General features: G+C 69.8%; 15 protein-coding genes, 3 tRNA genes and 1 pseudogene. 10 read left to right on the top strand and 9 right to left on the bottom strand.

The features are described from left to right. Window positions 1–42: 42 nt before the first annotated feature. The gene (locus A1QA_RS0103235; protein WP_017177491.1) at window positions 43–1,779 is read right to left on the bottom strand and encodes an ABC transporter ATP-binding protein; all 1,737 of its coding nucleotides are present in this window, start codon (window positions 1,777–1,779) and stop codon (window positions 43–45) included. Next, window positions 1,779–3,686 (bottom strand): ABC transporter transmembrane domain-containing protein, encoded by a 1,908-nt coding sequence (locus A1QA_RS0103230; protein WP_017177490.1) that lies wholly within the window; start codon window positions 3,684–3,686, stop codon window positions 1,779–1,781. Before A1QA_RS0103230 ends, A1QA_RS0103235 begins: the two co-directional genes overlap by 1 nt. A gap of 494 nt (window positions 3,687–4,180) precedes the next feature. Here A1QA_RS0103230 and A1QA_RS0103225 point away from each other — a divergent pair, with 494 nt between their 5' ends. The 3 genes from A1QA_RS0103225 to A1QA_RS15715 all read left to right on the top strand — a co-directional run bounded on the left by A1QA_RS0103225 (window position 4,181) and on the right by A1QA_RS15715 (window position 5,710). Then, entirely contained in the window at window positions 4,181–4,441 is a 261-nt protein-coding gene (locus tag A1QA_RS0103225) for a hypothetical protein (protein ID WP_017177489.1), read from the top strand. Window positions 4,442–4,448: 7 nt separating this feature from the next. Beyond that, complete coding sequence (locus A1QA_RS0103220; protein ID WP_017177488.1) at window positions 4,449–4,784, top strand: hypothetical protein; 336 nt, start codon at window positions 4,449–4,451, stop codon at window positions 4,782–4,784. A 299-nt stretch (window positions 4,785–5,083) separates the two neighbouring features. After that, complete coding sequence (locus tag A1QA_RS15715) at window positions 5,084–5,710, top strand: hypothetical protein (RefSeq protein WP_154652213.1); 627 nt, start codon at window positions 5,084–5,086, stop codon at window positions 5,708–5,710. Here A1QA_RS15715 and A1QA_RS13205 read toward each other — a convergent pair. The 4 genes and pseudogenes from A1QA_RS13205 to A1QA_RS0103200 form a co-directional block, all read right to left on the bottom strand. Then, a pseudogene (locus A1QA_RS13205) lies at window positions 5,701–7,046 on the bottom strand (ISL3 family transposase). The gene A1QA_RS15715 and the pseudogene A1QA_RS13205 overlap by 10 nt on opposite strands. Window positions 7,047–7,325: 279 nt before the next feature. Further along, window positions 7,326–7,514 carry a hypothetical protein gene (locus A1QA_RS15710; protein WP_154652212.1) on the bottom strand — a complete coding sequence of 63 codons (189 nt, stop codon included), beginning with the start codon at window positions 7,512–7,514 and terminating at the stop codon, window positions 7,326–7,328. 680 nt (window positions 7,515–8,194) lie between these two features. Next, window positions 8,195–10,759, bottom strand: coding sequence for an ABC transporter permease (locus A1QA_RS0103205; protein ID WP_017177485.1), 2,565 nt, complete (start codon window positions 10,757–10,759; stop codon window positions 8,195–8,197). Window positions 10,760–10,762: 3 nt separating this feature from the next. Continuing rightward, window positions 10,763–11,581 carry an ABC transporter ATP-binding protein gene (locus tag A1QA_RS0103200; protein WP_017177484.1) on the bottom strand — a complete coding sequence of 273 codons (819 nt, stop codon included), beginning with the start codon at window positions 11,579–11,581 and terminating at the stop codon, window positions 10,763–10,765. A gap of 267 nt (window positions 11,582–11,848) precedes the next feature. Here A1QA_RS0103200 and A1QA_RS13200 point away from each other — a divergent pair, with 267 nt between their 5' ends. Continuing rightward, entirely contained in the window at window positions 11,849–13,732 is a 1,884-nt protein-coding gene (locus A1QA_RS13200) for an ICP22 family protein (protein WP_017177483.1), read from the top strand. 23 nt (window positions 13,733–13,755) lie between these two features. Here the strand turns inward: A1QA_RS13200 and A1QA_RS0103190 are convergent, their stop codons facing one another. Both A1QA_RS0103190 and A1QA_RS0103185 read right to left on the bottom strand, forming a co-directional pair. Next, on the bottom strand, window positions 13,756–15,039 hold the full coding sequence (locus A1QA_RS0103190) for a glycoside hydrolase family 3 N-terminal domain-containing protein (RefSeq protein ID WP_017177482.1): 1,284 nt from the start codon (window positions 15,037–15,039) through the stop codon (window positions 13,756–13,758). A 62-nt stretch (window positions 15,040–15,101) separates the two neighbouring features. Further along, window positions 15,102–15,491, bottom strand: a complete 390-nt coding sequence (locus A1QA_RS0103185) for a metallopeptidase family protein (protein WP_017177481.1) — start codon at window positions 15,489–15,491, stop codon at window positions 15,102–15,104. A gap of 112 nt (window positions 15,492–15,603) precedes the next feature. Between A1QA_RS0103185 and A1QA_RS0103180 the strand changes: the two genes are divergently transcribed. The 4 genes from A1QA_RS0103180 to A1QA_RS13195 all read left to right on the top strand — a co-directional run bounded on the left by A1QA_RS0103180 (window position 15,604) and on the right by A1QA_RS13195 (window position 17,459). Next, window positions 15,604–15,676, top strand: a tRNA-Glu gene (locus A1QA_RS0103180). Window positions 15,677–15,728: 52 nt separating this feature from the next. Beyond that, a tRNA-Asp gene (locus A1QA_RS0103175) sits at window positions 15,729–15,802 on the top strand. A gap of 48 nt (window positions 15,803–15,850) precedes the next feature. Further along, window positions 15,851–15,923 (top strand) — tRNA-Phe (locus A1QA_RS0103170). Between the two features lie 1,017 nt (window positions 15,924–16,940). Beyond that, window positions 16,941–17,459 (top strand): DUF6457 domain-containing protein, encoded by a 519-nt coding sequence (locus tag A1QA_RS13195; protein WP_017177480.1) that lies wholly within the window; start codon window positions 16,941–16,943, stop codon window positions 17,457–17,459. Window positions 17,460–17,506: 47 nt separating this feature from the next. Here the strand turns inward: A1QA_RS13195 and A1QA_RS0103160 are convergent, their stop codons facing one another. Then, a complete protein-coding gene (locus tag A1QA_RS0103160) occupies window positions 17,507–18,040 on the bottom strand; it encodes a hypothetical protein (RefSeq protein WP_017177479.1) in 534 nt (177 codons plus the stop codon). Between the two features lie 193 nt (window positions 18,041–18,233). Here A1QA_RS0103160 and A1QA_RS0103155 point away from each other — a divergent pair, with 193 nt between their 5' ends. Together A1QA_RS0103155 and msrB are read left to right on the top strand one after the other, a co-directional pair. Next, complete coding sequence (locus A1QA_RS0103155; RefSeq protein ID WP_017177478.1) at window positions 18,234–19,544, top strand: mechanosensitive ion channel family protein; 1,311 nt, start codon at window positions 18,234–18,236, stop codon at window positions 19,542–19,544. 83 nt (window positions 19,545–19,627) lie between these two features. Then, complete coding sequence (gene msrB, locus A1QA_RS0103150) at window positions 19,628–20,131, top strand: peptide-methionine (R)-S-oxide reductase MsrB (protein ID WP_026048645.1); 504 nt, start codon at window positions 19,628–19,630, stop codon at window positions 20,129–20,131.

Raw genomic sequence — 20,131 nt, 5'->3', positions numbered from 1 at the left:
GCGCCGCGCTGCCGCCCCGAGGGGGAAAGGGTCCATCGTCCTTCACGTCCGGCTCCACGTCGCCCACAGGGAGGCGTACTCCCCGCCGAGCGCCACGAGCTCGTCATGCGTGCCCAGCTCGGTGATCCGGCCGTCCATGACCACGGCGATCCGGTCGGCGTCATGCGCCGTCGAGAGCCGGTGGGCGATCTCGATGACCGTGCGCCCCGCCAGCGCGGTGGACAGGGCGCGCTCCAGGCGCCGGGCCGCGCCGGGATCCAGCAGGGAGGTCGCCTCGTCGAGGATGAGGGTGTGCGGGTCGAGCAGGACCAGGCGCGCCAGCGCGATCTCCTGGGCCTGGGCGGGCGTGAGAGCCAGATTGCCCGAGCCGACGCGCGTGCCCATCCCCTCGGGCAGGCCGTCCACCCAGGCGTCGGCGCCGATGGATGCCAGCGCCTGACGCAGGGTGGCGTCGTCGGCGTCCGGGCGCGCCAGGCGCAGGTTGTCCGCGATCGAGCCGACGAACACGTGGTGCTCCTGCGTCACGAGGGCCACGTGGCCGCGCAGCTCGGTCTCGGTCAGGTCTGTCAGGCCCACCCCGCCCACGGTCACCGTGCCCGAGGTCGGCGGGTTGATGCCCGCCAGCATCCGCCCCAGCGTGGACTTGCCCGATCCGGACGGGCCGACGACGGCGAGGCGCTCCCCGGGCACGAGCTCCAGGGAGACGCCGTGCAGCACCTCGATGCCCTCGCGATAGGCGAAGCGCACGTCGTCGAGCACGATCCGCTTGTCCGTGGGGGCCTCGCCGGTCGGGGCGCGGTCCGGCGGGACCTCCTCCACCCCCATGATCCGTGACAGCGCCGCCTGCGCCACCTGCAGCAGGTCGATCCAGAACATGAGCTGGCCGATGGGCTTGCGGATCTCCATGGCGTACAGCGCCACCGTGGTGATCTCTCCCAGCCCCACCCAGCCATGGGCCGCCAGGAAGCCGCCCCACAGCAGGACGACGACCACCGGCGCCCGCCAGGCGACGTCGAGGATGAGGAACATGACCAGGCGCAGGCGCGCGGCCAACTCCTCCAGGCTCCAGGCCTCGGCGATATCGGCGCGCAGCGCGGCCTCCCGGCGCGCGCCCAGGGCGAGGGCGTCGACGGTCTCGGCGTGCTCGACCGTCTCGGAGACCGTCCCGTTGAGCCGCGCGACGGCGGCCAGGTCCGCCCGGTAGACCGGCACCGCGCGGCGCAGGTACCAGCGCATGGTCATCCACACCGGCGGCGCGATAACGCCCAGGGCCAGGGCGAGCAGCCAGTCCGAGGCGAAGGCCGCCAGGAGGGTGAAGACGATCGTCACCACGCACACCATGATCTGGGGGATCCCCACCCTCACGAGGAACTCGATGCGGGAGATGTCATTGGTGGTGCGCCCCACGAGGTCGCCGGTGCCAGCCGACTCCACGGCGGACAGAGGCAGGTGCACCACGCGCGTCATCATGCGCTCGCGCAGGTCCGCGAACACCGACTCGCCCAGGGTGCGCGCGTGCTTCTGCGCGTAGCGGTTGATGAGCGCCCCCACGAGCGTCACGACGACGATCGCCCCCACGATCCGGTCCACGTAGGAGGCGCTCGCGGTGCCCGCCGAGACGCGGGTGACGAGCCGTCCCAGCAGCTGCGGGGCGACGAGCGTGGCCAGGACCGCGGCGATCTGGAGGGCGAGGACGCCGGCGAAGCGCCAGCGGTAGGCGGCGATGATGCCCAGTGCCTTGCGCATGGCGACGCGGCCGGGGGCCAGGGGCAGTGCCATCAGCGATCCGCCCCCTCGCCGGCCTCGTCGTCGGCCTCGTCGTCGCCGGTGGCCCGGGCGACGATCCGCCGGTAGGCGATGGCCGTCTCATCCCCGGCCCTCGCGCGCGAGAGCATCTCGCGGTGGGTGGCGCGGGCGCGCTCGCGGCCGTCCTCGCCGAGTAGCACGACCTCGTCGCAGACCGACAGGACCAGGGGAGACTCGGTGACCACCACCGTCGTGCGCCCGGCGCGCGCCGAGCGGATCCTCTGCGCGACCCGCGCCTCGGTGTGGGAGTCGAGGGCGGAGGTGGGGGAGATGAGGACGAGCGCGGGGGCCTCGGTGAGCAGCGCGCGGGCCAGGGCGACCCTCTGGCGCTGCCCGCCGGACAGGGAGCGCCCCTTCTCGGTGATCATGCCGGCGAGCCCCGCGTCGAGGGAGGTGAGGACGTCCTTCGCGTCGGCGGCCTCGAGGGCGGCGAGGAGCCGGTTATCGCCGTCGGCCTGGCGCGGCTGCGGGCGGACCTGCTGGTCGATATCGGCCACTCCGGCCCGCCTGGCCTCCGCCGCGGCGAGCTCGGCGGGGCCCACGGGCACCGGGTCCGGGGCGGCCCTGCCGGCCAGGGCCTGGCGCAGCGTCCCGGTGAAGAGCTGGGCCTCCGCTCCGGCGACGACGATGCTCGCACGCGCCCGGGCCAGGCCCATCTCCCGCAGGTCGGTGCCGTCGAGCATGACGGGGGAGGCTCCGTCGTCGAATCTCCCCAGGCGCGTGGCCAAAGCGGCGGAGATGTCCGGGTCCGGGGCGACGATCGCCGTCATGAGCCCGGGGGAGAAGCGCGCCCCGGAGGCGGTGTCCTGGATCTGGCCGGTGATGGGCAGGGCGGTGCGCATGTCCTCCTCCAGGCGCTCACGCTCGGCGATGGTGCCGGCAGTGGGGGCGGTCTCCAGGAGGCGGCGCAGGCGGCGCACGCCCACCACGGCGCGCGTGTACTCCTGGACGGAGGAGGAGAAGACCATGAGCGGCCAGGACAGGTACGCGGTGAAGCCGTAGAAGGTGACGAGCTCGCCAGCGGTGATCTCGCCGGCGATGGCCAGGCGCGCGGCGGCCCAGACGACGGCGGCCACGAACAGCCCGGGCAGGAGGACCTGCAGGCTCATGAGGATCGACTGGGTACCGGCGACCTGGACACCGCGTCGGCGCAGCTCTTGCGAGGCCTGGCGGTAGCGGGCGGCGAAGACGTCCTCGCCGCCGATGCCGCGCAGGATCCGCAGGCCGGCGACGGTGTCCGTGGTGATCGTCGTGACCTCGGACTGGGCCTCGCGCTGGAGCGACTGGCGGGACTGGAGGGGCTTGATGACGAGCGTGACGATCCAGGCCGTCAGCGGCATCCCGATGATGACGATCGTGCCGAGCAGCGGGGAGGTGCGCAGCATGAGCACGGCGACGACGGTGAAGGAGATCGCGGCGCCGATGAGCGGGACCGCGCGCTGGAAGAAGGTGCCGATGGAGTCCGAGTCCGAGGCGACGATCGAGGAGACATCCCCCGAGGAGGTCTGGCGGCCCAGGGCGGCGCCGGTGGCCGTGACCTGGCGGCCCACGAGGCGGTCGATGTCGAAGGAGGTGCGCAGGCGAACGAGGGCGCCGAAGTAGGACAGCATCGTGTCCCCGACGGCGTAGACGCAGAACAGGGCGAGCAGGCCCAGGGCGAGCGCCCAGATGTGGGGGGTGAGGCCGTGCTCGATGCCCGAGTCGAGCGCGGCGCCGAGGAACGCCGGAACGATCGCCTGGATGACGTTGGCGACGATGGAGGCCGCGCAGGCGACGGCGATGGGCGCGGCGGCGCGCCGCAGCAGCCAGGCGAGGACGGCGCGGGTGGAGTGCGTGGGCGGCGTGGCCAGCGGCGCGTCCGGCACGGGCAGGAATCGCATGATCCCCCGAGCCTATCTGTCGCGCTGTCCTCAACCCCCGCCCTCCCCTCTGAGCGAGACCGGGCGATCAGCACGGCGAGACCGGGCGAACAGCACCGCGAGACCGGTTCGGAGTTGCCGGTCTCGTCAATCACTGTGATGCGTCAGGACGTCTGAGACAGTGTTTGTGTCGCAGATGTCCTGGAGTGGTCTGGGCGGGCCGGGGGAGGTGGCGGTGTTGGGTGCGCCTGGCACCGACGGCGGCGTTCTGCACCGGTGGCGACATTCTGCACCGCCGGTTGCGGTAAGCACCTCGGGTTGCGGTGAGAACGCACCCCAAGGTGCTGAACCCAACCAGCAGTGCTAACGGCACCCGTCGATGACGACACGATGCGGAAGAGGCGCGACGGTGCGGAAGCCTAAGAATTGGTACATGTTGTCGCTGATGAGCGCATCTAAACTGTCCCTCACCGGCGGCACTCCTCGTGCGCCGCCCGCGATTCTAGGAGGCAGCAGTGTCCCAGCTCCAGCAACTCAAGCAGCAGATCGTCGCCCTCGGAGCCTCCGCCAGGCAGACGGGGCAGAGCCTTGCGCAATTCGACCAGACCTTCTCACGGCAGGCCGCGGACATTGAGGCTACGATCTCCGGTTCTTCGCAGGGCAAGGACAAGCAGATGATCTCCTCGATTGAGGACGCCAAGCGCAAGGTGCACGACGCGACAGCCGCCCTGGCCAAGGTCACCCAGGTGGCCAACCAGTACTCAGCTTCTTTGTGAGGGCCTTGTGGCCACTGAGTCGGCGCGCTTGCGCCACGAGCAGGAGATCGCGGAGGGGGAGGCGAAGCGTCTCAGGGCCAGGGCTCAGGAGATGGAGGGGATGGCCAGCGCGGCGGCGCGCCTGTCGGCGTCGACGTCGCGGGTGGTTGGAGGGAGCGCGACAGGCGTTGAGGCCCACTTGCAGGGGAGTATCGACCGCTTTTCCTCAGGGTTGAGAGAGGCGGCAAAGAGCACCCACGAGGCGGCGGGCCATGCCGAGGCCCTGGCCCGCGAGCTGGGGGAGAAGGCCGAGGCGGCCGCAACTGCCGAGCGTGAAGCTGCCGAGAACCGGCGACGCTCATGAGCTCGCAATTGATGGCTCTGGCTCGGGCAGTGATAGCGCTCGGCGATCAGGGCAAGGGAACGCTGAGCAAAGTTGACGGCTTTCGCGCGGAGATGTCGAGGAGCGGGTCCGCTCTGTCTGGGATCCAAACAAAGACAACGGAGGGCGCCTCGGCGTTGCAGGCAGTGGCCGACTCCCGGCGGGAGTTGGAGCGCGCCCACGAGGCCCTCGCGGAGTTCGCGCCACATGCCCACGCCTTCGCGAGATTCCTTGCCTCGGGTGCTGGCGCTTCTGGGAAAGGCGCGGCGGGAAGCGCTGCGATGGCTGCCACCGCCGTGGCGGCGGCAGCTGATGCTGACGGTACCGGCAATGCAGGGGTGACGGCCAATCTGGGCGAAGCGGCACTGCGCGGCGTGGAGGTACACGAAATAATAGCGAAAAAGGGAGAGCAGGAACTAGTATCTCTTGTTGAACGTCGAAATAATATTCGAGAGGATTACGCTCGGAAAGCGGAGGATATGTATCGCGAGGCAGTGGGCCCATATCTAAATGCGTACAATTTCATGTCAAAAAAGATGGAGGCGAAAGGCTGGGCTGGGGTCGCTGGGCGCTTGGTGGGTAGATCGTTGCATCCCATATTTCTTAAGCTCGCGATTGATCAAATGGAAACGGTTTCGAAGGCGATCTCAAATTCAAGAGAGATGTCGAGACAGGTCGGTTCCGCGATCCATTTGGTGGAGCATCTGGGGGAACGTGGCGGTGAGATATATTTGTGGAAGGACAATTACTGGATTCCGCCGATGTTTCGCTCCAATGCTGATCGTGGGCCGGGAATTTACCATATCGACGGGCTGGCTTTGAGTGCTGACGGGAGTCGGATTGTTGTTGCAGAGTACAAAGGAGGGAAGGGGGGATCGATAAAACAGAAAGGGGCTCTTCACATTTGAGGGTGTGGTCGGGGTCTGAATCCGCCTGCTTCTAGGAGGCTGCGGGTGGTGCAGTGGGTGAGGTTGCGGAAGCCCAGGGCGATGCCACGTAGGTGCTCTAGCCTGCCGCCCGTGGCCTCGGTGGGGCCGTTGGAGGTCCCCGGGCGATCGAAGTAGGCCAGGATGTCGTCGGTTCTCCTGGTCAGAGTCCTGCCCAGGGCGGCGACCTCGGCCACAGGGCCGGGGACTCCTCTCCCGATGGCCTCGATGAGCCCGGCCATGATGCGGCGCCCGGTGCGCCGGTCGGGGTGGCGGTAGGCGCTGATCGTCTTGTGGTAGACCGCCCAGGTGACCTCCACCTCGACATGCTCGTCACGCGCGAGCAGGGCCTCGAGGCGCTCGCGCTGCTTGACGGTGAGCAGATCGTTCCCGGTGCGCAGGGTTCTTTTGGCCGAGAAGAGCGGGTCGCCCGCCCTGCCCCGATGCCCGGTGGTGGCCTGTTGGACCCTCTGGCGGCACCGGTCCAGGGCGTCGGCGGCCAGGTGGACGACGTGGAAGGGGTCCATCACCGCCGTGGCGGTGGGCAGCTCCTCGCTGGCGGCGGTCTTGTATCCGGTGAACCCGTCCATCGCGGCGACTTCGATGCCTTGGCGCCATTGCTCGGGGCGTCCGGCGAGCCAGGCCTTCAGCGCGCTCTTGGAGCGGCCCTCGATCATATCCAGCAGCCTGGCCGCACCGGTGCCCTCCTTCACGGGGGTCAGGTCGATGATGACGGTGACGTATTTGTCGCCGCGCCGGGTGTGGCGCCAGACAGAGGGGGCGCCTCCCGCTTGAGAGCGAAGCGCGCGGGGGAATCGTCCACGCCGATCGCGGACACGCCCTCGAAGCGGGATGGGTCGTCGATCAGGGCGCGGCGCCCCTCGGCCAGGACAGCGGCGTTGGCGGTGGCCCATGACACCCCCAGGGCCTGGGCGATACGACTCATGGACAGGTGCGCCACGACCAGGCCCTCCAGGCCCCAGCGCAGCGCGCGCCGCGACAGCCTCGCGCGGGGGCGGGCCGCGGCGCTCATGTCCTGGCGCCACACATGGCCGCACCCCTGGCACCGGTAGCGGCGCACGGTGACCACCAAAGCGGTGGGCCTCCATCCCAGCGGCTCGTGGGCCAGGCGCCGCGTCACGGTGTCCCGGGGGCGCCCCTGGCAGCCGCAGCGATGGCACCAGTCATCGTCATCGACTATCCGGCAGGCGATCAGCGCCCGCCCGGCCTCCACCCGCTGTCCCACCGCCTCAAGGCCGAGCTCGTCAAGACCGCAGAAGACAGTCAGATCAGGACTGTCGAGGGTAGCGTGGTCCATGTCGGGGTCTTCCAGATGGGCAGCGTGACAACTCCCATCATCGGAAGGCCCCGACCCCATTCCGCCAGCGCCACGCCGACACCCCCGACTACACCCCCAACTACGAAGAGCCCCTTTGGTGGTCGCCGCATTGGCTTTGGATATGCTGGCCGCCGCTCTACTCGTGCATCGTTGGGCCGGTTCTCGACTTCCTGATGGAATCGGTGTTTTAGTTGTTGTCCTGGGGGTTGGGGCCCATGCTCTCACCATGTCGCTCATTGCCTTCGAAGGCTGGCCCGGCTATGCGAGCTGGTCGTTCGGAGTCGCGACTACCTTGGCCTGCTGTCTCCTGGTGCGGCGCCGTCCTGGCTTCGCCTGGGCGCTGTTGCTGCTCTTGTCGTTCGTCACCTTCTTCTGGGCCTGCGTTACCGGAAATGGGTTGTGGACTCCCATGTTGCTGCTGATCGGCCAGTTCGTGATCTTGTGCATCTGGCATCTCATGGTCGCGGTGTCTCTCCGGCTGACCGCGCGTACCGCGCGAGCGCAGTCTGCGAGCGCTGCTATCTCCGCACGATGGCGTGCCCAGCGAGAGAGCCAGGATCTCCTGCGCGCAGTGATGGATTCCGTCCGGACAAGAACTGCTCCCATCTTGAATGAGATTGCAGAAGGGGCCGCGCTAACGGAAGAACTCAGGGTTCGGGCCCGTCTCTTGGAGGCTGAGTTGCGCGACGAGCGCCGCGCTCCGTTCTTCTCAGGGACATCAGTCGTCGACGAGGCGCGAAGTGCCCGTGAGCGCGGTGTTGATGTCATGCTTCTTGATGACCGCGGTCCTGAGCCGCTCTCGCCGAGACTTGGAGATGCCGTGATCGAAGCCACGAGGGCCGCTCTCGCTCATGCATGCCGCGGGCGCGCGGTTATCAGGCTTCTCCCTCCGAATCGTTTTCCGGATCTATTGACTATCTCGACAGACGGAGATATTCGCATACTCTGCGCCGAGACTGGGCGATCAGCACGGCGAGACCGGGCGAACAGCACCGCGAGATCTGGAACTCTCCAGTAATTCGCAATCTCGCGGTGCTGTTCGCCCGGTCTCGGAAATAGGGGGAGGCTATGGATGTCCGGCGCCTACTCGGCGCCTACTCGGCGCCTACTCGGCGCCTACTCGGCGCCTACTCGGTGGCGATGGCCTCCAGGACGGGCATGCGCGAGGCCCGCAGCGCGGGCCACACGGCTGCGATGACGCCCACCACGGCGGCCACCACCATCATCGCCACGAGCTGGCCCCACGGGATGACGAGCTCGGTGAGCCCCTGCTTCTCCAGGGTCGCGCGCAGCGCCCCCGCCAGGAGCACTCCGGTGGCGCCGCCCAGGATTGTGCCGTAGAGCGCCGTGAGCACCGATTCGACGACGATCTCCGAGGCCAGCTGCGTCTTACCCAGGCCGATCGCCCGCATGAGCCCGATCTCGCGGGTCCTCTCGGCCACCGAGAGCACGAGCGTGTTGACGATGCCCAGGATCGCGATGACGATCGACAGGCCCAGCAGGGCGTAGAGGATGGCGAGCATCCGCGTGGCCTGCTGCCCGGCGGCGTCGGAGATCTCGTCGGCGTTCTGGACCTGGTAAACGTAGGTCGGCTTGACGATCTCCTTGATCTGGTCCTTGACCGCCGAGGCATCCGTCCCTTTCTCCAGAGTGACGAACATGCCGAAGGGGCTGGCCAGCACCTGGTCCGCCTGGGTCGGAGCCGGACTGGAGATGGACCCGACGGCGGCCGCCACCTCCGGTGTCGACCAGAGTGTTCCCGAGGTGCCCTGGGTGTTGGAGACGCCGGCGACCGTCACCTCGCGGCTGCCATTGCTCCCAGTGAGCGTCACCGTGTCCCCGACCTTGAAGCCGGAGCTCTCGAAGGCGATGACGTGGTCGGCGTCCATATCCGTGAAGGAACCGCTGACCATGTTCGGGTCGTAGGCGGCCTGGTAGGCGGCGGGATCGACGACGTCGAGAAAGCCGGAGCCCTGCGTGCCGTCGGCCTTCGTGGTCTGCACGAGGTAGGCGGTGAAGCCGGTGGTCGAGGCCACGCCGTCGATGCCCTGGATCTGGGAGACCATCTCGGGGGAGAGATGGATGTCCGTCGACGACGAGGCGGGCTGCACCATGAAGTCGGCGTGCAGGGAGTCGTTGACGATCGAGGTGATGGAGTGACGCATCGAGGCGGCGATGGTGGCGCCAGCGCACACGAGGCTCATGCCGATGAGCAGGGCGGCGGAGGTCGCGGCCGTGCGGCGCGGGTTGTGCACGATGTTGCGCGCCGCCAGGCGCCCGCCGGGCCGGATGAGCCGAAGCGGCAGCCCGATGAGCGCCACGATGGGGCGCGAGAGCACCGGCGAGGCGATGAGCAGGCCGATGATCAGGGCCCCCGCGCCCGCCCCGAGCGCGGCGGTCCGGTGGGAGAGGCCAGCGGACGCCCATGCGGCGATGACGCCCGCCGCGCCCGCCGCTGCCAGGAGCATCCCGATCGAGCCGCGCAGCACGAGCGACTTCTCACGCGCGCCGGACACGCCCCGCATGGCCTCCACAGGCGCGACGAGGGCGGCCTCCCGGGCGGGCAGCAGGGCTCCGATGACGGTGACCAGCACGCCCACGATGATCGATGTGGTGATGACGCTGCTGGTCATCGGCACTCCGGCGGGCAGTGGCATGCCGACGGACTCCAGGAGTGCCACGATCCCCTTGGTCAGCCCTGCGCCGCCGAGTACTCCCAGCGCGGAGCCCACGACGCCGACGGCGAGCGCCTGGAGGATGACGATGCGGAAAACGGAGGCGGGCGAGGCCCCGATGGCGCGCATGAGCGCGAACTCCTTGATGCGCTGGCGCACGCTCATGGAGAAGGTGTTCATGATGATGAAGGAGCCGACGAACATCGCCAGGACCACGAAGACCATGAGGAAGGTCTGCACGTAGCCGAGGATCTTCTCGATGGAGGAGTTGATGTCGTCCAGGTACTCCGCGCGGGTCTGGACCCGGACGCCCTCGGGCATCTTCTCGGCGATGGCCTGCTTGACCGTGGCCGTGTCGGCGCCGTCGGCGAGGTGGGCCTCGATGGCGGTCGCCTTCCCATCGGGGGAGGCCAGGGGGGTGAGCCAGTCCGGGGACGCGGCGATGACGGTCGCCCCCGCCATGGAGGTCCCGTAGCTGATCTCGCCGACGACGGTCACCGTGTGCGGGGTGCCCGACAGGACGAGTGTCGTCGTGTCCCCCACGGCCAGGCCGGAGCGCTTGAGCGCGTTCGACTCCAGGGCGATCTCGCCCTCGGCAGAGGGACGGGTGCCGGAGACGAGGCGCACTCCGTCGTCGTCGGCGAACAGGGGGAACACCACGGTGGGCGCGCCCGTGGAGGTGACGGGGGCGTCGTCGGAGCCCACGAGGACGCCGTTCATCGACACGGAGGCGTGTGCGGAGCGGACCCCGTCGACGCCGGCCACGGTCTGCTCGAGGGAGGCGTCGATGGGCTGGCTGAGCGACCCTGAGGAGCCCGATTGCGCGGCGACGCTCGGCCCGATGACATAGAGATCCGCTGTCGCGGTGGAGGAGGTCAACGCTGAGAACGTCTCGGAGAGGACCCCGCGCAGCGCCAGGGTGCCGGACAGGAACGTGACCCCCAGGACGACCGCGAGGGCGGTGAGGATGAACTGCTTGGCATGGGCGCGGATGGAGCGCCAGGCGACACGATTCATGGCTCAGGCCCCCGCAACGGTCGCGCTGGCCGACGGCGTGGCGCCGCTGGCGAGCTCGCGCAGAGCGTCGAGCACGCGGTCGCGATCCGGGTTGTCGAGCTGGGCGATGACCCTCCCGTCGCGCAGGAAGAGGACTGTGTCCGCCCAGGCGGCGGCCTCGGGCTCGTGGGTCACCATGACGACGCTCTGGCCGAGCTTGTCCACGGAGGTGCGCAGGATCTCCAGGACCTGCTCGGTGGACTGGGAGTCGAGATTGCCGGTCGGCTCGTCGGCGAAGACGACGGCGGGGTTCCCCACGAGCGCCCGCGCGCAGGCCACGCGCTGCACCTGTCCGCCGGAGAGCTCGGCGGGGCGGTGGCGGAGCCGGTCGGCCAGGCCGACGGCGCCGACGATCTGGTCGAAGCGGGCGCGGTCGACCCGGCGCCGGGCGATGTCCAGCGGCAGGGTGATGTTCTCCTCCGCGCTGAGGGTGGGGACGAGGTTGAAGGACTGGAAGATGAAGCCGATGCGCTCGCGGCGCAGGCGGGTCAGGCGGCGCTGACTCATCGAGGAGATCTCGTCGCCGTCGAGCATGATCCTTCCCGAGCTGACACGGTCGAGCCCGGCCAGGCAGTGCATGAGGGTTGACTTCCCGGAGCCCGAGGGGCCCATGATGGCGGTGAAGCGCGCCCGGGCGATATCGACGTCGACATTGTCCAGGGCGGTCACGGAGGCATCGCCCTTGCCGAAGATCTTTGTCAGGGAGCGGGCGGTGAGGACGGGATCTTCGGCGCGGCGGTGCTGGGTGAGGAGACCAGGGGTAGTCGAGAAGTATGTGCTCATGAGGCCCCAAGATACACGTCAGCAGAGCGCTGCGGGATCGGTGAGAACCCTGAATCGTCCCTGATCCGAGGGGCTGTGGCTCTGGGGAGGCTGTCCCCGCCCCGAGGCCGGGCTGGAAGCCCGCCATGGTCGCGAGCGTCTCACCGTTTCTTGGTGCGGCCGGGGAGGGCGTGGTTAGGATCGGGGCAGACTCGAGACCCGAGCACGACAGCGTGCGCGCTGGTTCTCGGGCGACCGTCCCTGACCGTGTTCCCTTGGGAGGCTCCCGTGGATTCCCGACACCCCGACGACGAGCCCGACGAGGCTCGTGAGGACTCTTCGGTCAGTCCGGCGAGCGCGGCGAGTGGCGCCGAGGAGACTGACGAGCCGGAGGGCACCGAGGAGGCTGAGGGCGCCGCCTTCGACGATGCTGGGGTGATCGACGGCGAGGAGTCCGAGGAGGCCGAGGGCGCGGACGAGCCGGAGGCCACCGAGCCTGAGGCGGACGTCGAGGACGGCGCGGAGGAGGCTGAGGAATCGGACGCTGCCGACTCCGACGGCGACGATGCCCCGGCAGGCTCTCAGGAGAGCGATTCCGAGGACGCCGACTCCACCGGGTCCGATCCCGAGGAGCCCGCGTCGGAGGGCGATGCGGATGACGACGATGCTGTCGACGACGTCGAGGAGCCTGCTGAGGACCACGGAGGGTCGTCGGCCGATCCCTCCGACGAGTCGACTGGTGGCACCGTCCACGAGGATGAGATCCCTGAGCCCGGTGACGAGGAGGCCTCGGACGAGGTGGCCCCTGATGAGACCGACGCGGATCCCACCGCGTCCGCGGATGAGGCGGCTGCTGATACTGATCCCCCCGCTGAGACCGACCGCGCCGACGGCGCCCATGGCCCCGATGTCCCCGATGGCCCCGGAACGGGTTATGTCGCCCCTCTGCCCCCGATGGACGACGCGGCCGCCTGGGCGGACACCCCCAGCCAGGCGCCCACGAGCTTCGCCGATCCCGCGCCGCAGATGGCCTACCCGAGATTCTCCGCCCCCTCCGCCTACAGCGCGCCGTCGGCCTACATGGCCCCGGCCCCGTACCAGCCGCTCTTCCCGTACCAGCCCCAGCCGCAACCGGCGCCGGTGGTCAAGGAGCCGCGCTCCTCCCAGCGGGGCCTCCTCGTCGTCGTCGTCATCCTGCTGCTCGTCATCGCCACGGGCGGCGGCCTGTGGTACGGAACCACGCGCAAGGGGAACGATGACTCGGGAACGGGCGCCGCAGCCATCGACGGCGCCGCTCAGGGAACGGCCCAGGGTTCCTCCCAGCTGCCGTCGGCCGAGCCCTCGGTGACGATGGACTCCACCATCAAGGCCTGCCAGACGGCGCCCACCTTCAGCCCCGCCTCGGTCACCGAGTCGAACGGGGAGTTCCAGGTGGTGGTGAGGGTGGCCTCGTCCTGCGACGACGGCGACTTCCTGTCCGGCAGTGTCGACCGCATCTACGTCAAGGCGCCGTCGGGGCAGGGTGGTGACGACGTGGTGGCCAACGGCCGCTTCGACTTCTCGACCACTCCGTTCTTCATCCCCTCCAGCGGTCGGACCCTCACCCTCAGGTTCGGGCAGGGCCACTACTTCCGCTCCGCGCAGGACCTGAATGTGTCGAGCATCAGCGTCGGGGCCGAGCCCGACCGGAGCGCCGGAAGCAGCCTGCCGGCCCAGGGCGTGGGGAGCGGCAGCGTCTCCGTGCTCGCGCGATCCGAGACCCATCCCGCCGACAACGCCATCGAGGACACCGCCGCCTCCAACGCGCTTCAGTGGCAGAAGGCGCATGACAAGACGACGGTGACCTCCACGCTCAAGGGCAAGTGGACGCCCCAGCTCTCCTCCAAGAAGCCGGGGCTCGTCGCCGAGGGGCGGACCTGGGACAGCCGCGCCATGCTCGAGGACTTCCAGACCACGCGCAACAGCGTGCCCACCGCCGTCCTCATCTACAGCGACGAGTGGCCGGTCTTCGACGCCGGCGGTGGCTGGTGGGTGACCCTGGCCGGGGTCGCCTACGACACCCCCGAGGAGGCCAATGCCTGGTGCGACACCCACGGCCTGGACGCCGACCACTGCTTCGCCAAGAAGATCGACACCTCCGGGACGCCGGACGGGACCACCAAGCTGCGCTGAGGCCCAGAGCCAGAGGTCTCGCGCTACGCCTGCTTCACGCCCTTGAGCGCCATGACCCTTCGGGCGGACTCGTCGATGCGCGCCGCGAGGGCTGGATCGGACTGGGCCGCGGAGACGAGGGCCGTCGCCATATCGGCAGCGACGGAGGGATCGGCAGAGGCCAGGACGATATCGCAGCCCGCGCTCACCGCCTTCACGGCGCGCTCGCCCGCGGCCCAGTCCTGAACCTGGACGGCGGCGGCGACGTCGTCGGTGATGACGACGCCGGTGAAGCCCATCTCGGTGCGTAGCATGTCCGTGACGATCGTGGGGGAGAAGACGGCAGGAGCGCTGCCGTCGATCTGCGAGTAGTAGGCGGAGGAGACCATGATCACCTCGGCACCGCCCGTGATCGCATCGCCGAAGACGGCGACGGCGGGGTCCTCGGTGCGCGTGGTCACCGAGTCCGTGACGCCGGAGGCGGTGTCCGTGTTCTCCTTGACCCGGCCCAGCCCGGGGAAGTGCTTGAAGGTGGGAGTCACGCCCGCGGCGCGCATCCCTTCGGCGAAGGCGAGCGCTTGGGCGCTCACCGTGGAGGCGTCGTGGCCGTACTCGCGGTGGTACTTGCCGATGGGGGCGTTGGAGGTGGGGCTGGCGATGTCGACGAGATCCGCCACCGGCGCCAGGTTCATCGTCACCCCGGCGCTCGCGAGCTCCTTGCCCCAGGTGGTGGCGGAGGCGACCAGTTGCTCGCGGGGCTGCCCCGCCTGCTCGGCGCCCGATGGGATGGAGGAGAAGCCGGAGCCCGTCAGGACCTGGACGTCCCCGCCCTCCTGGTCCGTGGCCACGAGCATGGCGGTGCCATGAGTGGACGACTCGGTGAGCCCGGTGAACGAGGCGACTGTCTGGCTGACCGCGTCGGCGGAGGCGGACGAGCGGCCGGACAGGAAGATATTGCCGACGTGGTGGGTGGTCACAGCGTCCTTGGAGGTCTGCGAGGGGGCGGCGACGTCGACGCCCACCATGAGGAGCTGGCCGACCTTCTCCTCCAGGGACCATCCCACGAGGGGGTCATCGGTGGCGGTGGTCGCCGACGGCGCGGCGGTCGGCTCCTGGATGGGCTCCGACGCCGTCCCGGCGGGGGAGGGGACCTCGGACGGGCTCTGCTCGGGCGCGGCTGTCCCGGCGTCGGACGACTCCGATCCGCAGGCGGCAAGGCCCGCTGCTCCCAGCAGGGCCGCCATGAGCAGGGGGCGCCGGCCCACGTGGCGCCCTCCGGCGCGGGGGGCGGCGGCCTCGGGGGCAGGGCGCGGATCGAGGGACGTCATGCCCAGCACCATAGAGGACGGGCCCCGGGCAGGGGAGCCGGTGGGGCGGCCTGCGGCGGGGCTCACTCCCAGCCGAGCTCGTGGAGGCGCTCGTCGGAGATGCCGAAGTGGTGGGCGATCTCGTGGATGACGGTCACCGCGATCTCCTCGATCAGCTCCTCGCGGCTGTCGCACCAGCGCTCCAGGGGGCCGGAGAAGATGAGGATCCGGTCCGGCAGCGCGCCGGACCAGCCGTCGTCGCGCTCGGTGAGGGGCACGCCGTCGTAATATCCCAGGAGCGTGGGCAGGCCGTCCGCGTCGTAGTCCTCGGGCGTGAGGATCTCGGCGTCGGGCTCGGCCTCGATGATGATGGCGGCGTTGTCGATCTGGTCGAGGAGGACATCGGGGATGAGGTCGAGGCCGGCGTCGACGGCCTCCTCGAACTCCTCAGCGGTCAGGTGGGCTGGTGCCATGGCGCCATTCTGCCGTGGTGAGGCGACTCACGCCCAGCCGATTTGCGCGTTCTCGTCGGCGCCCCCTAAGGTTCTATCTGGTTCGAGGCGCGGCGACGCCGAGGGCATCTAGGCCCCCATCGTCTAGCGGCCTAGGACCCCGCCCTTTCACGGCGGTAGCACGGGTTCGAATCCCGTTGGGGGTACGGCTTGTGCGAGTGGAAGAACTCGAATAGAGTCCGGCTTCGTGCCAAACGAGGCCTCGTGGCGCAGTTGGTTAGCGCGCCGCCCTGTCACGGCGGAGGTCGCGGGTTCAAGTCCCGTCGAGGTCGCGGAAAGGTCGGCCCGATCAGATGATGATCGGGCCGATCGCGTCCCACGGCTCTGTAGCTCAGTTGGTAGAGCGTTCGACTGAAAATCGAAAGGTCACCGGATCGACGCCGGTCGGAGCCACGGCGATTGCCCCTGGAACTCACAAGGTTCCAGGGGTTTCGCGCATCCTGGGCCTGGGTGGCCCGCGAGCGCCCGGCGTGTCTTGAGGCCTGGGATTATAGGACGCCTTGTGTTGGTTTGAGGCCTGGTTTTCGTTAGTATCGCGGGGTTTCCTCGGTGTTCGAGTCGGTTCGTCCCCAGTTCATTCCCGGACATTCCCTGTTGGTCGGACACCGGGTTTTCGTTGCGATGGCGCCGGAATCGGCGTGACGAGGTCAGGGGCCGTGAGCCCCTCCCACACCTCCCGATCTCACCCGTGCTGCCCGTGGGGTGGCGCCCGCCAGCGCCGCGCGCGACACCGGCGCGCGGGACCCGCCTCGTTGTGGACGTGCCCGGGGGTTGTGGACGTGTCTTGGGGTTGCTGACGCGCCCCGGGGACACGTCCACAACCCCAACGCACGTCCGCAACCCTGCCGCACGTCCACAAGTGCGGGGGCGGGCAGTCAACCGTGTGAGCCCTTGAGTGAGCCCAGGTGAAGCCTCCTCCGATAGGTGGACGTCGTGGCCCTCTGGACGGGGCCTTGCGCGCTCGTACGGGGTTTCGCCTGTCTGACCGGGGTCTTCCCCCTCGTGACGCGGGTAGTGCCCCCGTTCTGTGCCCCGAACCCCCGTACAGCCAGTCCGGACGGAGCGGGGCGTGGGGGTCGTCGTGGATGCTGCGCCGTCGGGCAGTGCCTGGAGTCCGCCGTGGGGTGCGTCCTGCACCGGTGGTTGCCTCTTACGCCGTGGGTTGCGTTCTCACTGCAGCCGAAGGTGCTGTGCGCAACCAGCAGTGCTCAGCGCAGCCACCGGTGCTCAGCGCAGCCACCGGTGCTCCGCGCAGCCGACGAGACCGCCGACCGGGTCATCGGCCCCAGCGCCAGGAGAAACCAGAACCAACAGAACACGCCCAATAATCCGCTGATCGGGCCACAACCGCGGCTGATGGAACCGCGCTCAACAGAGGATGTGTGATCTACGGGCCTGTACCCTCGTGTGATGGACGCGACCCCAGTCACCTGCGGTGCTACGCCGCCTGCCTCGGCTCTGCGCGGCGAGCCCGTGCCCGGCCTCCTGCCCTCGCTCCGGCCCTTGGACGAGTCCACCACGCTGCGCCTCGTGTGGCCGCAGTGGCAGGGCGCTGGCTATGACAACGCGCCCGCCCTCGTCCCCGAGCTCCCCGTCCAGAGCGCCCGGCGCGGCTACATCGCCGGGGCCCTCACCCTGGCCGCCCTTTTGCCGCCCGCCGCTGGGCCCACCGAGATCGTGCCCGTCGACCTCGCCGAGCTCGCGGGCCCCGACGGCGCCGAGGGTTCCATGGGCGGTATCGAGTCGCGCTCGGCGGTCCTGGCCGGCATCGACCGCGCCCTGGCATCGATCACCTCCCCCCGCCCCGGGGCGCCCATGACCGCCTTCGTCCTCGGCTGGGCCGCCGCCACGACCGGCGAGGACGTCTCCGAGCTCGCCGCGCGCGCCGAGGCGCTCGCCACCACGTGGGAGCCCCCGGCGGATCAGTGAATGTTGCCGCGCCGCGCGGGCACCCGGGCGCCCGCGGACGGCGGCGCTCAGCGCCTGGAGCGGTCGCGCTTCGGCCCGACGAAGTACCAGAGGATCTGGTAGATCAACGCGGCGATCGGCCAGATGATCCACGAGACGCTCCAGGCATCCGCGAGGAAGGACCAGGCCAGGAAGATGATTGCCACGGCCGGCCAGTAGATCGCGGACAGCGCGCCCGCCGAGAGGCGCTTGTCCTCCTCCTGCTCACGCAGGGGGACGCCCATGGGCATGGTGCCGGTCGAACTGGCCGCTGGGGCCGCCCCCGAAGCACTGCCCCGCGCCGAGGAGCGCGGCGCGTCCTGCGCCACCGCGTCACCGGGGATGAGCGCGGACTCGATGCCGAGCGTGGGCGCCAATCTCTCCAGGTCGCCGTACTCCGCGATGACCTGGCCCACGGCCTCGTTGTGCGTTCTGCCGCTGGCGACGGCGTTGTTGTAGGCCTCCTCCATCATCGCCCGGAGCTCCGCCTTGGCGCCGATGAGCCGGGGAACGGCGGGGTAGGGGGCGAACATGGTGTCGAGGAAGGTATCGATCGCATCCATTGGTGCTCTCTTCGCTTGTCGTGGGATCGGGCAGGGTGGGAGGGACTGACGGCCAGTGGCGGGCGGGCCTGCGCCGCGCGGGTCGCGCCGCCATGGCGCGCGGTCGCCGATGAGGATCGATACTACGTCGGAGCGCCCGCGCTATCGACCCTCGCATGAGGCGGCGACACACCCCTCCTCGTACGCTGGCCCCATGACGACGCCGGTCCCCTCCCCGACCCCGATCCCCAGCCCGTCCGTCACGCCTGTCCCCTCGCCCCCGCTCGATCCCTCGGCCACTCCCACCCCGAGCGCCACGGCGACGCCCGATGCGGTCCAAGTGGTCGCGGAGACCACTTTCGACGTGTTCTCCCTGGTGTGGAGGGTCGGCGCCGCCGCGCTGGCGGGGGCGGTCATCGCCGTCGCCCTCGTCTTCGCCTTGCGCGTCATGTCCCGGCGCCGCAGTTTCTACACGCATTTCGTCGAGCACTGCCGCATCCCGATGGTCGCCCTGGGAGCAGTGGTCGGAGGGTATATCGGAGGGCAGATCGCCGTGCCCGCCCTCAGCAAGGACGGCGTCGCCCCCGGGTGGACCACCGAGGCGCTCCACGTGCTGCTCATCGCGGTCATCGCCGCCCTCACGCTCCTCGTCGTCTCCCTGACCAAGGCCGTCGAGGGGATCGTCGTCGAGGGCGTGCGCGCCCGCGGCGAGCCCGGGCGCACCAACCGCGTGACGACCCAGGCCCAGATCCTGCGGCGCGTGGCCAAGGCCCTCATCATCATCTGCGGGATGGTCGGCGTCATCATGACCTTTCCCGCCGCCCGGGTCGCCATGGGCTCCCTGCTCGCCTCCGCTGGCATCGTCTCGGTGGTCATGGGTCTCGCCGCCCAGTCCGCGCTGGGAAATGTCTTCGCGGGCATCCAGCTCGCCAGCACCGACGCCATCAGAGTGGGGGACACCGTCGTCGTCCAGAAGGACCAGCAGGGCGTCATCGAGGAGATCACCCTGACCTACGTGGTCATGCGCACCTGGGACGACCGCCGCCTCATCCTGCCATCAACGCATTTCACCCAGAACCCCTTCGAGAACTGGTCTCGCCGCTCCACCCAGTACACGGGTTCCGTCGACCTCGCCCTCGACTGGCGGGCACCCATCGAGGACATCCGCGCCCAACTCGCGCATATCGTCGCCGGAACGCCCCTGTGGGATGGGCGCCTGGCCACCCTGTCCGTGCTCGACACCTCCACCGCCACGGTCATGCTGCGCATCGCCGTCTCCGGGCGCAACCCCCTCGACGTCGGCGCCCTGCGCGCGCATGTGCGCGAGGAGATCCTCGTCTGGCTGCAGCGCGAGGCCCCCGAGGCCCTGCCGCGCACCCGCATCCGCATCGAGACTTCCCCCGGCTCCTCCGACGTCGCCGAGGTGGATGCCCCCGGCCTGCCGCAGGAGGCCAGTGGTGCCGACGGCGAGGCAGACGATTCGGAGCCGACCGGGCCCGCGGATGGGCCGGTTCCCGGATCGTGAAAACCCTGCCGCCGGGCTCGCGCCGCGCACGGGTGCGGGAGGACCATGGGCCCGTGAGCACGACCCATGACCCCGATGCCCCCATGAACGACGCCGTCGGCGCCGCTGGCACCGCCGACTCAGTCGGCCCCATCGACAGCGCCGCCCCTGAGCCGGTGGCCCCGCGCCTCGACCCCGCCGCCATCGCCCGCACTGACGCCCAGTGGCGCGCGCTCCTGGACCCCTTGGAGTACCACGTGCTGCGCGAGGCCGGCACCGAGCGCGCCTTCACCGGCGACCTCCTTGATGAGAAGCGCGTCGGCGTCTACCGCTGCCGCGGCTGCGGCGCCGAGCTCTTCCGCTCGGCCACCAAGTTCGAGTCCGGCTGCGGCTGGCCCTCCTTCTACGACCCCGCCGACTCCGAGGCCGTCACCCTCCTGCGCGACACCTCCCACGGGATGGTGCGCACCGAGGTGCGCTGCGCCACCTGCGACTCCCACCTCGGCCACGTCTTCGACGACGCCCCGCGCACCCCCACCGGGCAGCGCTACTGCATGAACTCCGTCAGCCTCACCTTCGAGGCCGACGCCGCAGCCCAGGACAGCTGA

The sequence above is a fragment of the Actinomyces timonensis DSM 23838 genome (genome assembly GCF_000295095.1).
Lineage (GTDB): Bacteria > Actinomycetota > Actinomycetes > Actinomycetales > Actinomycetaceae > Actinomyces > Actinomyces timonensis.
The sequence above is the reverse complement of the archived record's forward strand: the minus strand, read 5'-3'. Positions and strand labels throughout refer to the sequence as shown.

What these genes read in the sequence shown, in the direction of transcription:
- A1QA_RS0103200 (WP_017177484.1), bottom strand. Translation starts at nt 11,581, where the DNA reads ATGAGCACATACTTCTCGACTACCCCTGGTCTCCTCACCCAGCACCGC.
- A1QA_RS0103185 (WP_017177481.1), bottom strand. Translation starts at nt 15,491, where the DNA reads ATGGCACCAGCCCACCTGACCGCTGAGGAGTTCGAGGAGGCCGTCGAC.
- A1QA_RS0103190 (WP_017177482.1), bottom strand. Translation starts at nt 15,039, where the DNA reads ATGACGTCCCTCGATCCGCGCCCTGCCCCCGAGGCCGCCGCCCCCCGC.
- A1QA_RS13195 (WP_017177480.1), top strand. Translation starts at nt 16,941, where the DNA reads ATGGACGCGACCCCAGTCACCTGCGGTGCTACGCCGCCTGCCTCGGCT.
- A1QA_RS0103160 (WP_017177479.1), bottom strand. Translation starts at nt 18,040, where the DNA reads ATGGATGCGATCGATACCTTCCTCGACACCATGTTCGCCCCCTACCCC.
- A1QA_RS15715 (WP_154652213.1), top strand. Translation starts at nt 5,084, where the DNA reads ATGGCTGCCACCGCCGTGGCGGCGGCAGCTGATGCTGACGGTACCGGC.
- A1QA_RS0103205 (WP_017177485.1), bottom strand. Translation starts at nt 10,759, where the DNA reads ATGAATCGTGTCGCCTGGCGCTCCATCCGCGCCCATGCCAAGCAGTTC.
- msrB (WP_026048645.1), top strand. Translation starts at nt 19,628, where the DNA reads ATGAACGACGCCGTCGGCGCCGCTGGCACCGCCGACTCAGTCGGCCCC.
- A1QA_RS0103235 (WP_017177491.1), bottom strand. Translation starts at nt 1,779, where the DNA reads ATGGCACTGCCCCTGGCCCCCGGCCGCGTCGCCATGCGCAAGGCACTG.
- A1QA_RS15710 (WP_154652212.1), bottom strand. Translation starts at nt 7,514, where the DNA reads ATGCACAAGATCACGAACTGGCCGATCAGCAGCAACATGGGAGTCCAC.
- A1QA_RS0103155 (WP_017177478.1), top strand. Translation starts at nt 18,234, where the DNA reads ATGACGACGCCGGTCCCCTCCCCGACCCCGATCCCCAGCCCGTCCGTC.
- A1QA_RS0103230 (WP_017177490.1), bottom strand. Translation starts at nt 3,686, where the DNA reads ATGCGATTCCTGCCCGTGCCGGACGCGCCGCTGGCCACGCCGCCCACG.